At 60.5% G+C, this 14542-nt stretch carries 13 protein-coding genes and 1 pseudogene; 5 read left to right on the top strand and 9 right to left on the bottom strand.

The genetic code is table 11. From position 1 onward, the window contains the following. The first annotated feature begins 178 nt into the window (after positions 1–178). Positions 179–382, top strand: coding sequence for a hypothetical protein (locus tag ASD76_RS11265; RefSeq protein WP_055922679.1), 204 nt, complete (start codon positions 179–181; stop codon positions 380–382). 904 nt (positions 383–1286) lie between these two features. Here ASD76_RS11265 and ASD76_RS11260 read toward each other — a convergent pair. Together ASD76_RS11260 and ASD76_RS11255 are read right to left on the bottom strand one after the other, a co-directional pair. After that, positions 1287–1766 (bottom strand): Hsp20 family protein, encoded by a 480-nt coding sequence (locus tag ASD76_RS11260; RefSeq protein ID WP_055922675.1) that lies wholly within the window; start codon positions 1764–1766, stop codon positions 1287–1289. Between the two features lie 294 nt (positions 1767–2060). Next, positions 2061–2615: a MarR family winged helix-turn-helix transcriptional regulator gene (locus tag ASD76_RS11255; RefSeq protein WP_055922673.1), complete on the bottom strand. Its 555-nt coding sequence runs from the start codon at positions 2613–2615 to the stop codon at positions 2061–2063. Between the two features lie 126 nt (positions 2616–2741). Here ASD76_RS11255 and ASD76_RS11250 point away from each other — a divergent pair, with 126 nt between their 5' ends. Continuing rightward, complete coding sequence (locus tag ASD76_RS11250) at positions 2742–5702, top strand: TonB-dependent receptor plug domain-containing protein (RefSeq protein ID WP_055922670.1); 2961 nt, start codon at positions 2742–2744, stop codon at positions 5700–5702. A 65-nt stretch (positions 5703–5767) separates the two neighbouring features. Further along, positions 5768–7411 (top strand): CocE/NonD family hydrolase, encoded by a 1644-nt coding sequence (locus ASD76_RS11245; RefSeq protein WP_055922667.1) that lies wholly within the window; start codon positions 5768–5770, stop codon positions 7409–7411. 10 nt (positions 7412–7421) lie between these two features. Here the strand turns inward: ASD76_RS11245 and ASD76_RS11240 are convergent, their stop codons facing one another. The 3 genes from ASD76_RS11240 to ASD76_RS11230 are packed head-to-tail and all read right to left on the bottom strand — an operon-like array spanning position 7422 to position 9732. Further along, positions 7422–7919 (bottom strand): DUF3237 family protein, encoded by a 498-nt coding sequence (locus tag ASD76_RS11240; protein ID WP_162249662.1) that lies wholly within the window; start codon positions 7917–7919, stop codon positions 7422–7424. Between the two features lie 50 nt (positions 7920–7969). Continuing rightward, a complete protein-coding gene (locus tag ASD76_RS11235) occupies positions 7970–8380 on the bottom strand; it encodes a nuclear transport factor 2 family protein (protein ID WP_055922661.1) in 411 nt (136 codons plus the stop codon). Then, the gene (locus ASD76_RS11230; RefSeq protein ID WP_055922658.1) at positions 8377–9732 is read right to left on the bottom strand and encodes an MFS transporter; all 1356 of its coding nucleotides are present in this window, start codon (positions 9730–9732) and stop codon (positions 8377–8379) included. The genes ASD76_RS11235 and ASD76_RS11230 overlap by 4 nt, the downstream gene beginning before the upstream one ends. 483 nt (positions 9733–10215) lie before the next feature. Here ASD76_RS11230 and ASD76_RS18295 point away from each other — a divergent pair. Continuing rightward, positions 10216–10685 (top strand): annotated as a pseudogene (locus tag ASD76_RS18295) (IS6 family transposase); the annotation flags it as partial. 37 nt (positions 10686–10722) lie between these two features. After that, positions 10723–10863, top strand: a complete 141-nt coding sequence (locus ASD76_RS18290) for a hypothetical protein (RefSeq protein WP_235506626.1) — start codon at positions 10723–10725, stop codon at positions 10861–10863. Between the two features lie 225 nt (positions 10864–11088). On the opposite strand, the gene ASD76_RS11215 is transcribed toward ASD76_RS18290, so the two are convergent. The 4 genes from ASD76_RS11215 to ASD76_RS18285 all read right to left on the bottom strand — a co-directional run bounded on the left by ASD76_RS11215 (position 11089) and on the right by ASD76_RS18285 (position 14499). Next, on the bottom strand, positions 11089–11673 hold the full coding sequence (locus ASD76_RS11215; protein ID WP_082553742.1) for a DUF1989 domain-containing protein: 585 nt from the start codon (positions 11671–11673) through the stop codon (positions 11089–11091). Continuing rightward, positions 11673–12353, bottom strand: a complete 681-nt coding sequence (gntA, locus tag ASD76_RS11210; protein WP_055922646.1) for a guanitoxin biosynthesis heme-dependent pre-guanitoxin N-hydroxylase GntA — start codon at positions 12351–12353, stop codon at positions 11673–11675. Before gntA ends, ASD76_RS11215 begins: the two co-directional genes overlap by 1 nt. A gap of 206 nt (positions 12354–12559) precedes the next feature. Then, on the bottom strand, positions 12560–13897 hold the full coding sequence (locus ASD76_RS11205; protein ID WP_156457653.1) for a glycine zipper 2TM domain-containing protein: 1338 nt from the start codon (positions 13895–13897) through the stop codon (positions 12560–12562). Between the two features lie 398 nt (positions 13898–14295). Next, the gene (locus ASD76_RS18285; protein ID WP_156457652.1) at positions 14296–14499 is read right to left on the bottom strand and encodes a hypothetical protein; all 204 of its coding nucleotides are present in this window, start codon (positions 14497–14499) and stop codon (positions 14296–14298) included. Positions 14500–14542: the final 43 nt, after the last annotated feature.

Genomic DNA, 14542 nt, shown 5'->3' with positions numbered 1-14542 from the left:
ACAACCACTTCAACCTCGAACGTCACCTCACCGACAGACAAACCTACAAGACCCGTCGCTCGGCCGCCCTGGCCGAGTGGCAAAACCTGATGGCGTGAGACTGGGCCTATCTGGCCAGCCGAGCGTCAAGTGGAGACGAGTTGCGGTTAGACTGACAGCACCCTCGGATGACATCCATATGGTCGAGCGCTATCGCAAGCTCGACGACTATACGCTGGTTGCCAGCCAGTGGTTCGAGGATCCCGAAGTACTCGACAACCGCGGGGCACGGATCATCCAGTGGAAGAAGCAGTCCGGGCAATACGTGCTGCCCTATGATTGCGATCCAAGCATCGCCATTGAGTATCAGCAGATCGAGGGCAGCGATGAAGCTACGAAATGAAGCGGGATCACATGCAATGACATTGCCGGCATTGTCAGACCAAATGTACCGGTACAATTTGAGGCGCTGTCAGTCTCCGACTCGTCAGCGGTTTAGATCCAATTGAGGGTGCGCTTGAACGAAATTCTGACCCGTAACGGACTGAAATAGCGCTCTCAGTTGGCTGAGTGCAGTTGCTCTGACAACACTGTCGCCAGCGGACATTCGGCTAACGGTCTGAGCGGGGAAGCAGCCATTCCTCCAACCTGTGCCTAATGATTAGCAATCCGCCGGGCTTTATTCGCACAAGTCGCTCATCAGGTTTGAAGCGTCGCCCGTCTGCGGGGCCGGTAAGGGCCCCGCATCTTCACGAGCGATGCGGTTTTAACCGGCTGCCGGCTAGCACGGGTTCCACAACCCAGATGTCCGAAGAAGGCCCGAGCGCGCGGCGCTCGATCCGGCACAGCGGTCTCTTGCCCTCGGATAGCAACGCCCTCCTGCCCGGTTTGGTTTGTTGGGCGACCCTTAGAGCTGCGCTAGAGTCGACGGCATCGAACTCGATCCGTCTCGCGCAGCCCAAACCATCCTCCTGATAGCTAAGAGTATACGTTGGCATGACCTATTCTCCGGGCGCGTTATCTCCGCTGTGCGGCCCCGCCTCTCGCGACGTCTGCGTCGGAACAGGCGTTGCCAGTTCGCGGCCTGGTCTGCAAAGTCGTTCAGTCGGCTTGTCGCCCCTCCACGAGGCGAGAATGGCTTGCTGGACTTCGGGCTCAAAAGCCGGCCGGGCAACGTGATTCACTGGGTATGCATATCGGAATAACCGCGACACCGGAGTTCTCCTTTCTTGCTGTCGCCTTGCTTCTCTCGCCTCCAACGAGTCGCCCGCCAGTGGACGCTGGAGTGCCCACCGGCGGGCGGCAGTTCAGGCCGCTGCGGAACGTTCCTGAGACCGATCTTCAATCTGCCCCTGATCGGATGGAGCAGCACCGATTTCGATACGGCGAGGCCTCATGGCGTCAGGCACGACTCTTTTGAGAACAACGCCCAGCAGGCCGTCCTGCAAGCTGGCCTTCTCGACTTCGATGAAGTCCGCGAGCTGGAAGTGTCGTTCAAAAGGCCGCACCAGGATACCCTGATGCAGATACCGGCTCTGGTCTGTTCCTTCGGAACGCTTACCAGTGACGGTTAGCTGGTTCTGTCGAGCGACGACTTCGATTTCACTCGAGGCATAGCCGGGGACGGCAAGCGTGATCTGATAGCGATCTTCACCCACGGTCGCGATATCGAAAGATGGATAGCCGTCTCCGCCCTCGCCACGCATCTCGTTCTCTAGCAAATCGAAGAGACGATCAAAGCCGACGGTCGAGCGGCGATATGGTGCAAAGTCAAAGGTCGTTCTCATCTCCAAATCCTCCTTGCGAAGCAATCTGGGCATGAGGCGCGCCGGGGCAGAAGAGCCGGCGCTCTCTATGTCCCACCGGACCCGGAATCGGCGCCCGGCGGAAAAAATCTAGTTCAACGATTTCCGCTTTCAAGAGGCGAGAAACACGAACAGGGGCACACGTGCGAAGGTCGGTCTGGCCAGCCGTTCATCGGCAGCGCCGGATACTCCGCAACCGGCAACACCGACGCGATGAGCGCGAAAAAAGACTTAGAGCCGTCGACCCCGCCGATAGCGCGATGGGTGCACGACGCTCTATTTGGTAGATCGCTCGATTACCACTTCCTCGACCATTGACTGGAGTGCGAGGTTAACATTGCCTCGCTGACCAGAAGATAGTCTGCAAGTGATCTGCTCAAAGTATCGCTGACGAACTTCCCTGATGAGCTTGAACTGCGCTCGGCCTTGCTCGGTTGCAGCGATGACCTTCGTTTTTCTGTTTCCGGGCTCAAACTCGCGAACGATCAGCTTTTTGTCCAGCAGCGTTTTGACTGCCCGACTAATCTCGGCCTGGTCCACTTCCGCTGCTTCGCCCATGAAACTCGCTGTTGCCGGTCCCACTATGCAGACGAAGGCCAATACCCGCCATTGCGCCAGGGAAAGATCGAATTCAGCCTGGAGTTGGCGTGATGTCTGGCGCTCGATCATCTTCGCCAGCAACAGCAGCTTCTGCGGCAAGCCGTCTTCACTAAAGAGGTGCCAGATTTTGGGAAGGCTCGCCGCCACCTGTTTCGCCTCGCGGGAGCGCGGCGTTTTTGAAGCAGTGCGGGTCAGCTTGGTCCTCCCGAGGAAACCCTGACATCGATACATCGACACTCTCAAGTATCGCAAGGCTCATTTTCTTGACATGTCAACAATAACGCGGGAAAGTCTGTTCTGCGGTGGAGGAATCCCCGCCAACAGCGCCACGGTATATTGGCGCCGCAGGGAGAGATTATGAGCATTTTGAGCCAGGGGCGGGTTCGACCAATTTCGCCCTTCCAAGCGACAAGTCTGATCGCCGTTGCCGCGATGCTGAGCCTGGCAGTTCCCGCGTCGGCCCAGAGCGAATCGTCCACACCGCAAGCCGAGACGGACGAGCCGGTGGAGGGAGACCCAATCGTTGTAACCGGTTCGCGGATCGCACGGTCCGGGTTCACGGCACCGACGCCCGTGACGATCCTGGGTGAAGAGCAGATCGCGCGCCAGGGTGCCTCCAACATCGCGCAAGTCCTGAATGACATTCCTGCCTTTCGCCCGCAAAGTACGCCAGCGACCACGGCGATTTTCGTGAGCAACCTGGGCGCCTCGACCGCCGACCTTCGCGGATTGGGCGGAAATCGTACCCTGGTCCTGATTGACGGTCGCCGGGTCGTGGCCTCCACTGTCGCGGGTGGTTCGTTCACCCCTGCCAACACTGTCGATCTCAACCTCGTACCCTCATCGCTGATCGAGCGGGTCGAAGTCGTGACCGGCGGCGCCTCCGCGGCCTATGGCTCGGATGCCGTCGCGGGCGTCACCAACCTCATCCTCAATCGCGATCTCGAAGGGCTGCGCGCGACCGTCCAGTTCGGTACGTCCGATTCAGCAGACAACGACGAGTATCTGCTAAGCGGCGCCTACGGCGCCAAGTTTGCCGATGGCCGCGGACGGCTCGTCGCTGGCGTCGAATTTGTAAACAACGAGGGAACCGGAGACTGCTATACCCGCGCGTGGTGCGCGGAAAGCTACAATACGATCAGCAACCCCTTCAAGGCCGGGAGCACAACGGAACGCGTGATCGCGGGCCAGCCCGCCACGATCATTATGCCCAACGCCCGGACGGCGACCGCGTCGCTGAACGGCCTGGTCATCGGTGGGCCCTTGCGCGGCACCGAATTCAATCCTGATGGAACGACGTTCGCGCATGACTACGGCATCTATGGCGGGGCAGGCCTGTTCCAGAGCGGCGGTGGCGATCCGAAGCTGGCTTTCTATCAGTTTTTCCCGATCTCTTCGGAAAGCCGGCGCGTCAACAGCTTTGCCAGCCTGGACTATGATCTGTCGGACAAGGTGAAGCTCTTCGTGGAAGGCTCGTTCGGACACGTGGAGGGGCAGATCCTGGGTTCGGCCCGTCGCGATATTTCGCCGGCCGGATCGTTCGGCATTTTCAGCGATAACGCGTTCCTTTCCGATGCATTCGTCAGCCGTATGGCCGCGGCGAACGCACGCTGTGCGCCGTCACTGCAAAGTCCCACCGATACTCGCAATTGCGTCCCATTCGGCCGCATATGGAACGACATTGGCCCGCAGCTGGGTGAAGTCAGTCGCGAGACCTACCGCCTCGTCACTGGCTTCGATTGGGACGTCGACAGTAACTGGACCCTCGACGGGTATTACCAGTACGGACAGACGGACTACTCGCAACGCGGTTATAACACGACGATCAACTCGCGGGTTCGCAAGGCGATCGACGCCGTCGATGATGGCGTCGGAGGCATCGTTTGCCGCGTCAATGCCGACGCCAATCCGGCCAATGACGATCCTGCCTGCGAGCCGCTCAACCCCTTCGGCAACGGTTCCCCCAGCGCAGCTGCACGGAACTACGTAACCGGCACGGCGATGCAGGACACGACGCTGACACAACATGTCGCAGCGCTCACGTTACGGGGCGATCTCGTCGATTTGTGGGCGGGCCCGCTCGCCGTGGCAGGAGGGGTGGAATACCGGCGCGACGGGGTTTCGACCCTCACGGACCCGATCTCGGCGGCGAACGACTTCTTCACCAGTCCCGGTGGAGGCATTGTCGGCGGCACACAGCATCTCGAGGTGAAGGAGGGCTTCGTCGAGATGGCCTTGCCGTTGGCGCGCGATTTGCCGTTCGCTTACAGTGCGGAGCTCAATGGTGCCCTGCGCGTGACTGATTACAGCACTAGCGGGCAGGTCGAGACATGGAAGATCGGCGCGAATTGGCAGCCGTTTGAGTTCCTGCGCTTCCGCGGAACCCGCTCGCGCGACATCCGCGCGCCAAACCTGTTCGAGCTCTATGGCGCACCGCAAAGCTCCTTCCAGACGGTCGATGACCCGGCGAACGGCGGCGCGCGCGGACTCTATCCAACGCTGCTCAGCGGCAATCCCGCGCTGGTGCCCGAGATCGCCAACACCTGGACCGCCGGCGCGGTCGTCACGGCCGGCCTCGGTTCAGCCGGCAAGTTGCGGTTCTCTGCCGATTGGTTTGATATTGCGCTGGATGGGGCGATCAGTACCCTGGGCGCTCAGACGATCGTATCGCGCTGCCAGGAAGGCAACGCGGACTTGTGTAAATTCGTCATTCGCGACGGATCGGGCGTGATCACCCAGATCATCAATCCTAACCTCAACCTCAATACTTTGATCACCAGAGGGTTGGATTTCGAGGCGGATTACAGCGTCCCGCTGTCATCGCGGGAGGATTTCAATGTCCGGGTCCTGGTGACCTATGTGAAGGATCTGATCACCATAGATACGGCCGGGGTGTCGACGGACCGCGCGGGTCAGAATGGTTCGGGGGTTTCGCAGCCTTCTGGCGTGCCTGATTATTCCATCAACGCCTTCGCGGGCTATTCCAGCGATCGCTTCTCGACCCAGCTGCAGGTTCGCCATATCTCCAGCGGCCTGTTCCAGGTGACGAACATCGGCCCGCATCAGGACGGCTATAGCCCGCTGCTGCCCAACAGCATCAACGATAACCTTGTCGAGAGCGTCACTTACGTGAACCTCAATGCCCAGTATCGGCTGTGGGAAAGCGGTGACCGCCATGTCGAGCTGTTTGGAGTGGTCAACAACCTGTTCGACAAGGATCCGCCCAACAACCTGCCCTCAAGCTTCGGACCGACCAACAACGTGCTCTACGATGTCGTCGGGCGCAGCTACAAGTTCGGGGTGAGGGTGGCCTATTGAGCCGGCCGGTGGTCAGGCAGGAGCAAACAGGCCAAAGCCGGCCCGTTGGCAGGTTCGAACCGATCATGCGCCAGGGGGTCGACCCTTCGACGGCCCCCAACAAGCCACCGCTTCCTCCTCGCGACTACGTGTCGTGGGAGGAAGAAGGCTTGCTGATCGAGCGCAACGTCGAAGTGCCGATGCGCGACGGCGTCAGGATTCTGGTTGACATCTACCGGCCTGCATCGGCTCCCGATGCCGATCTGCCTGTCATCCTGGGCTGGAGCCCCTACGGCAAACACGGTCTTTCGGGATCGCTCTGGCCCCCTTCGGGTGTGCAGGACGGCTGGATGTCCCGCTTCACGGCATTCGAGGCGCCCGACCCCCTGTTCTGGTGCCCGCGCGGCTATGCCGTGGTCTTTGCCGATCCGCGCGGAGCGTGGCTGTCCGAAGGCGACCTGCGCCACAATGGGATTGGCGAGGGCGAAGATTGCTACGATTGTATCGAGTTCCTCGCGGCCCTGCCCTGGAGCAACGGTAAGGTTGGCATGACCGGCGTTTCCTACCTTGCCGCAATCCAGTACCTCGTCGCCTCGCTCAAGCCACCGCACCTTGCCGCGCTCAATCCCTGGGAAGGGTTCTCCGACTGGTATCGTGAATTCGCCTATCATGGAGGTATCCGCGAAACCGGCTTCTTGCCCCGCGGTTCGGACAACCTGCGTTTTTCGCTCGGCAAGACCGAGCACACTGCCGCCAATGTCCTGGCCCACCCGTTGTATGACGATTACTGGCGCAGCAAGGAGATCGACCTTTCTGCGATCGATATTCCTGCCTACGTCGTGGCCAGCTGGTCCGATCAGGGCCTGCATACGCGTGGCACGATCGAGGCATGGCGGCAGATGGCGTCGCCGGACAAGTGGCTTACTATCCACGGTGATAAGAAGTGGGCCAATTACTATCGGCCGGAAAGCCGCCTGCAACTGGCAGAGTTCTTCGATCAGTTCCTCAAGGGCGAAGATCGCGGGGTGCAAAGTTGGCCGCGCGTGTCGCTCGAGATCCGCGAGAGCGCGCATCAACGGCCGGCAAGGTCAGAGCGCGAGTGGCCGCTGGCGCGCACAGAATACCGCCCGCTCTACCTCGATGTTACTCAGAATTCTCTGCACGAGCAGCCGGTGCCCGAGGCGGCGTCGATCGCGTACGATCCTTGCGACACTGCCGGAGAAGCTTTGTTCGATTTCCGGTTTGATCAAGACGCCGAGCTAACCGGCTACAGCAAGCTCAAGCTCTGGGTAGAGGCAAGCGGGGCCGATGACCTCGACTTGTTCGTGGCGCTGCAAAAGCTCGACATTGCTGGCAAGCCAGTCGGATTTCATTTCTACGCCTTCTACGACAACGGTCCCATAGCGCTTGGCTGGCTACGGGCCAGCCATCGCGAACTGGACGAGGAGCGTTCGACGCCCTGGCAGCCGGTGCACACCCATCTGCGCGAGCAGCGGCTCCGTCCTGGAGAAATTGTTCCGGTGGAAATAGAAATCTGGCCCTCATCCACGCTGTTCCGGGCCGGTGAGAGCCTTCGCGTCGTGGTCAAGGGCATGGATATCTACCGCGATGCGTTGCCCAACCTGCCGTATGCGAGGCACGAGGACTTGCGCAACAGGGGCCGGCACCTGATCCATGCGGGCGGATCCTACGACAGCCATTTGCTCGTGCCGGTCGTTCCCCCGGCGTAAGGCGGCGATCCTAGAGCAACATGAAGTAGTGGATGCGGTTGGCGCTGGGCACCTTCTCGGCCACACCCACGAAGATGTGCTTACCCAGCCATTCGTGCGGACCCGCGGGCACGTCGAATTTGGGCGAAACTCGCATATAGTATTCGTCATGGCCGACCGGCTCGTTGCGCGCCATGCGTTCCATCGCATCGCCCTCCGCCCAGCGATAACCGCGGCTTTGCAGATAGATCGTCGTACCGTCGTCCGCCTCGAGGAAATAGCGCGCGTCGAAATCGATCACGCCATTGGGGCGTACCAGAGGGTAATCACCCCCGCTCATCGGAATGACGCGGCCGCGAATTCGGGGTCCCTCGAAGGTGCCGGACGCCGCCCATATCCCGGCGCGCGTGACACCCATACTGCTCGGCTCGACCCATACAGGTTTCGTAAGCTCGATGCTGACGGTGAAAGCAAACTCGAACCGGGGCGCAAACGGGTGGGCGGGTTCGTGGACAATATCCGTTTCCATATTCATACCTTCAAACCAGCTAGCGGGCGCTAGGTGACAAACGTTGACTATCAACAAACTCGGGCGTGATTGGTCTGTTGGACCCGGGAGGAGCGAATGCGGGTAAAGCGCCCATCGACAATGTCATAAAACACGAAGGCGGTGCTCCGGCGGACTACCCCCGCCGAAAGGGGACCGGTCGGAAAGTCCGGCCAGTCGTCAAGTGCCCGAAGCGTAGTTGAAATCTCCGCGGCGCAAAGCGTGGGCGAACCGACGAAGGAGAGAAGCTCAACTCGCTCGTCCAGGCGCGCGCGCACGGTGCGATAGAACTCCAGGACAGCGTCTTTGCCGACCGTTTGAAATGCCCGTCCGTGAAACTCAATGCGATCGTCGTAGAACGCACCAAATCCGTCGAAGTCAGCGGAATTGAATGCCGCTAGATAAGCTTCGAACCAACTGCGCGAACCAGGTTTCCGGCTCATGCGCGGGCCGGAACGCCCGCGGGACGGTCGTCCCGCGACATACCCGTCTGACGGAGCAATAAGACCAGTACCGCCACGACAAGCGGTCCAACCGCGGCAATTCCAAGCGTCGTCTCCAGCGAGAAGCCCTGTTCGATGGCGAATGCACCATAGAGCGGTGCGAGCACACCGCCGATGCGTCCCGCCCCTCCGGCCCAGCCTAGCGCAGTGCTACGCATGCGCGGCGGATAGACCTGCGTGACCAGTGTGTTCAGCCCGCCCTGGCCGCCGGTCTGGACGAAATTCCAGAAGATCAGCACGGCGATGAACAGTGTGGCCTCGAACGGCACCCACGCCATCGCTACGAGCGAACCCGCAAGCGCCACGTAATACAGCGAAATCAACCGCGAAGGGTCGAAGCGATCCATCAGCCAACCGATCGAGAGCATTCCCGCGATCCCGCCCAGATAGGAAATCATCGCTGAAATTGCGAAGCGCTGGATCGGGATGTCCTTCATTTCCTGAAAGAAGGTCGGCAACCACGACGCGAGCAGGGCAATATTGGTCATCGACAGGATGCAAGCGGCCCAGATTAGAGCAGTCATCCATGCCCGGCCTTCGAGAAAGATGTCGAGCAGTCTGGCCTTCTGCGGCGAGGATGCGCCGGTGCCGAGGATGAATTCTTCGTCGCCAGACAGTCGCACGGCCGGGTCCATGCGACGGATCGTGGCTGCAATTGCTGGATCACGGGCATCGCGCTCGGCATGGAACTTCAACGATTCCGGAACCAGCAGCAGAAGCAACGGGATGCAGAGAAGCGGGACGATGCCACCGATCACGAACCCGCTTTCCCAGCCATAAACATCCAGCAACCATGCCGCCACCGCGCCGCTGGCGGCATTGCCGCTCGAATACCCAGCCAGCGCGATGGCAATGAAGATCGAACGCCGATGCCGAGGTGTCATTTCGGAAATTAGCGTCAACGCCATTGGCAGGCCGGCCGCCATGAAAAGACCAGCGATGCCGCGCAGCATCGCCAATTGAGTCAGGGTCTGTGCATACACGCTGCCCAGTGTGATCATGCCAAACAGGGCGCAGGCCCAGATCAGCATTCGGCGCCTGCCAAAACGGTCGGCCAGCGGCGAAACAATGAATGCGCCGGCGGCAAGCCCGATCTGCTGGGCTACGAAAAGCATCGCCATGGCTTCCGGTGGCTGCCCGAAATCGGCAGCGATCGCCGGGGCGATCTTTCCCACCATGAATATGTCGAAGCCGTCAATAAAGCAGACGAGACTGCAAACCAGCAACACCGCAATCTGCGTGCGCCCGATACGCTGGCGATCGACGAAGCCTTCGATATCGAAATGGGGCATGCGAGATCATTCCGACAGCTTCAAGTGGAATAGCTGTCGCGCAATTTCGTTGACTAATCAAGCAATGTTGGCCTGTCGTGTGCGATCGTGATGGTCTTAGGCAGAGCTAATGAGGGCCGTCTCACCCAGGCGAGCAAAGGGCTCTGTCAGAGCAAATGCACCGGCTGGTAAGGACCCGGGGATAGGGCGACAGAATGCCACGCCCCAGGAAATCCGCCAGCCCGTTCCGCTACTTCAACTCCTCACCCGAGGTGATCCGCCTGGTAGTGATGATGTACGTCCGTTTCCCACTCAGCCTGCGGAATGTCGAAGACCTGCTGTTCGAGCGCGGGATCGACATCTGCCACGAGACGGTGCGGCATTGGTGGAACCGGTTCGGCCCGCTGTTTGCCGCTGATGTTCGCTGCCAGCGGGTGAGCCGGATGCGCGGATTCCGGCAGTGGAAGTGGNACGGTGCGGCATTGGTGGAACCGGTTCGGCCCGCTGTTTGCCGCTGATGTTCGCTGCCAGCGGGTGAGCCGGATGCGCGGATTCCGGCAGTGGAAGTGGCATCTCGACGAGGTCTACGTGAAGATCAACGGCGAGATGCACTACCTGTGGCGGGCGGTCGACCAGGAAGGGGAGGTGCTAGAGAGCTACGTCACCAAGACGAGGGACAAGGCGGCCGCTCTGCGGTTCATGAAGAAGGCGCTCAAGCGCCACGGCTCACCCGAAGCGATCACCACCGATGGCCTGCGCTCTTACAAGGCCGCGATGAGCGAGCTCGGCAATGCCGAGAAGCAGGAGGTGGGGCGTTGGGCCAACAACCGGGTGGAGAACAGCCACCTGCCTTTCCGACGACGAGAGCGGGCGATGCTCCGGTTCCGGCAGATGAAGAGCCTGCAGAAGTTCGCCTCGGTCCACGCCAACGTCCACAACCACTTCAACCTCGAACGTCACCTCACCGACAGACANCTTCGATGAGGAGATAGGGGGCTCCGGTTCCGGCAGATGAAGAGCCTGCAGAAGTTCGCCTCGGTCCACGCCAACGTCCACAACCACTTCAACCTCGAACGTCACCTCACCGACAGACAGCCCTACAAGACCCGCCGCTCGGCCGCCCTGGCCGAGTGGCAAAACTTGATGGCATGAGGGCTGTGCCTATCAGGCGAGCGGTGCGCCTATCGGAGACGAGTTGCGGTTAGACTGACAGCACCCTTCGAGAAGGCCGGGATCGCCGATGACCTGGACGACGCCTGTCTGCCCCTCGCAAAAGCTGCCGACGCTTCGGCCTTCATCGCTGCGACGCGCGTACTCCGTCACTGGCCGCCGCGTGAGTTGAAAGTTGATCTCGACGCTCAGTCCTAGGCCGGACCGTCACGCCTCGAGGACGTACTGGATCGGCTTGAAGCTGCCTCCGTTCGAAGCATAAGCCGAACAGGCAGTGAGGCCGATCACTAGGTCCATCTCGGCGCGGAGGCGAATGAAGTCGCCCGGCTTGCTGATGGGCGGCGCCACTTGCAGGGTGCCGTCCGCCGCAACCGGAACGTTCATGAACAAGTTAAACGCGCACGGGATCATGTCCGGCTCGATACCGTAGGGCGCCAGCGCTTCGGCCAAGTTGCCGAAGCAGCCACGACGGACCGGATGCTCGGGATAGAAGTGGCGAAACGTGGCCTCGCTGCAAGGTGTAAGTAGGAAGTCGTGTCGCCCGACGCTATCCTCCACGATGGTCAGCATGGGGTTCGACCGATTGGACCACAGCCGATTGCCAATGGTCAGGGCGATCGTCTCTTCGTAGTCGAAGGTACGGCCGTTGGAGATAGATTCGCGGACGTCATGGGCGTTGTAGGCGAGCAGGTCTGACACTTGGATCCCGAAAGGATCGATCACCTTGAGCAGTTGGCCCTGGCGGAGCGGAAACGCCACGCCGGTGCGGGGTGCAATCTCGTGGGTGGTCATCACGCGGAGCGCGGGTCGCGGAAGGGGCATTGCCAGTCGTCGTCGACCGCCCGGCCGCTGTACTGGCGTGCTTCGCTTGCCTCGCCATGGCGTGACAGCATCGGATTGGCATGGCCGGCCAGATCGACGTCACGTTCGATGATCTTCTCACGCATTCGCTCGTAACGCCCTTCGTCGCGCAGCCGCTGGAATTGGTCGTGGAGGTTGAACACCAACGTGGGGCGCGGGAAACGGCGAGCCGGTCGCGAAGCATTGGGGTGCAGGCCAACGACGAAGAAGGCCTCACCGCCGAAGCTCAAAGAAAAGTGGGAGTCTGTGGGATCGGCGCTGACCCGCGCATCGTAGGGCTGGCCACGCCATTCGTCCTTGTCGGCGAGAGACTGGATTCGTGCCCACATCGCCGCCTCGAACTGCTCTTCGGTCAAATGGTCCGGTCCTTTGAACGCAACCGCGAGGCTACGAAGACCGGAGGGATCGGCCCGGTAGGCATAAGCCCACTCGAGCAATTCGGAATGGATATGGACATCGTCCCAAGCACTCGTAACCGAGTGGCCAACCAGGACCTTCAGCGTACCACGGGCCAGCGCAGATTTGGCGCCCACGCAGGGGAAAGCGAGATCGGCCACGCCTTCGAGCATCTCGTCTCGCACCTGCGAGCAGGTTTCTTCGTCAACCAACATGAAAACCTGCTCCTGATTTATCGAACAACGGTCGATAGGCGCGCGGGGGCCCGGACTTGATGCCTGTTAGTGCAAGCACGCGGGCTCAATGAGCGGTCTCTGCGTGCCGTGTGATTGAACTTGCGCCGGCCAAGGCCTGACAAAGGAAGGGAGAGGGGGCAGATTGCCCTCCTCTCCCTGTCCCCCTCTCCCTGCAAATCACCCGACTACTGAAGGTTCACCTGCAGGCGACTGTTCAGTCGATCGATCCTGGCCTGCACTTGAGCTTCGTTGCGAGCGGAAAGATTACCCATTCGGTCATGCGGCATATTTTGCTCACTGCTCCGGATGGATCTCAGCTCGCGCTGAAGACTGTAGGCCTCTCGACTGCTCAGCGTGCGCTGGGCCCTGGCGTCAACGACATACTGATCGAGTTGAGAGAGCTGCGACATGACCTCGGGACGGTCAGTCGAGTAACCGGCACGGGGCGCTGCGCGTGCAGTTGAAGTCCAGCGTCCGCGACTGTCATAGAAGCCTGACGTCGTTCCTACGTGCCATCGTCCGTTGGTGTCGTAATAGCCCGGCTGAGGGTCGGCGATCCACGCGCCGTTTTCATCGCGGCGCCCGCTCGCCTGGCCCGCCATCCAGCGCCCATTGGCGTCATAGTGGCCAACCGTTGCGCCCGCGACCCAGCGCCCGCGCTGGTTGTAATAGCCGCTCGCCGTACCGGCGACCCATTGGCCATTGCTGTCATAGTAGCCGTTGGACGATGAAGGGATCCAGCGATTCTGGCTATCGTAGCTGCCGCTCGCCGAACCGTCTTCCCTCTGAGGGACCCAATTGCGGCGTTCGTCATAATACCCGTTGGGTGTGCCCTGGACCCAATTGTTATCGCGGTCATAGTAGCCGCTCGCGCGGCCCGGGCTGACAGAGTTGGCATGCCACATGCCCTGGCTGTCGTAATAGCCGTAGGCATCGTCGCGGCGGTTTGACTGTGCGGGAGTGCGGCCGTCTACCCAGCGGCCTCGATCGTCATAATAGCCGTTGTTCGAACCGCCCACCCACTGGTTGTTGCGATCGAAATAGCCGTTGGCCGACGCCGGGACCCAGTCGCCTTGCGAATTGTAAGAGCCTGCATTCCGGTTGGAACCCGAATTCGAGATCCAGCGATTGTCGTCGCCATAACGACCGTTGGGTGGGCCTTCTACCCAGCCACCGTCACGGTCGTAATAGCCCGTGGCCGCCGAAGAACTGGCGCCCGTGGCGTGCCAGCGGTTGTCATTGTCATAGTAGCCAAAGGCATCGTCGCAATTGCGGCCGGACTTGGCGATCTGGTTGCCGATTATGGCTCCCCCAACCGCGCCAACGACAGTGCCAAGAGTCTTGTCACCCTTACCGGCAACGACGTTACCGAGAACGCCTCCAGCGCCTGCCCCGGCAACCGTGGCGATGGCACGAGTCGAGCTCTGCTGTTCACAAGCGGTGTGGGATCGCGTCTCGGCGCTAGCGATCGACGGCACAAGGGCCGCCGTGGCGATGCTCGCCATGAGTATTAACCTACGCATGATGGAAACTCCTGAAGCGGGCGGAAGCTCACTCCTCATAACGCAAACTAACTCCTGTCAATTTTGTTCCTATTGATTTAAATAAAACTAAAATGATTACAAAACTTGTCCGCCATTTATCTGACATTAATGCTCTAATATAATTAAATTGATTATGTAATAAAGTAGGCGAGCCCGTCATCCGGGCCGATCCTTACGGCTGGAGCGACCGCGATAGGGTTGCCCGCCAGCAAAGGCCGTCTGCCAAGTCCTTCCGCTTCCGATGTGGGGCCATGAGCCGCAACGCAGGAACGGCTCCCGAGCAACGCCCTAGTTTATCATCCACCACACCAGTAGCAGAATGCCCGCCAGGGGCATCAGGACCCCAAAGTAGGCCGGCCCCTGGCCCTCGCGCAGGCTCAAAGACTAATACTCGGCGATTGCAGGCGTCGCGCTTGCGCTACCGCATCTGCCAGGTTCGTATAGGTGTAGCCACCGACCTTGAAGGTTTCAGTAAGAACACGCACGACCCCTAAGGATTCAGCGTAAGGTTTCGGGTGAACGCTGCCGCCTTCGTTCTCCCAATTCTGGGATGCGACATTCGGATTGGAAGGTTGGGACATGATAGGCGCTCCTCGATAGCGGGAGCTCAAGGTCTCTCAGCCG

This window comes from Altererythrobacter sp. Root672, from assembly GCF_001427865.1.
Classification (GTDB): domain Bacteria; phylum Pseudomonadota; class Alphaproteobacteria; order Sphingomonadales; family Sphingomonadaceae; genus Croceibacterium_A.
Note: the sequence above shows the minus strand (reverse complement) of the source record. Positions and strands in the feature narration are given on the sequence as shown.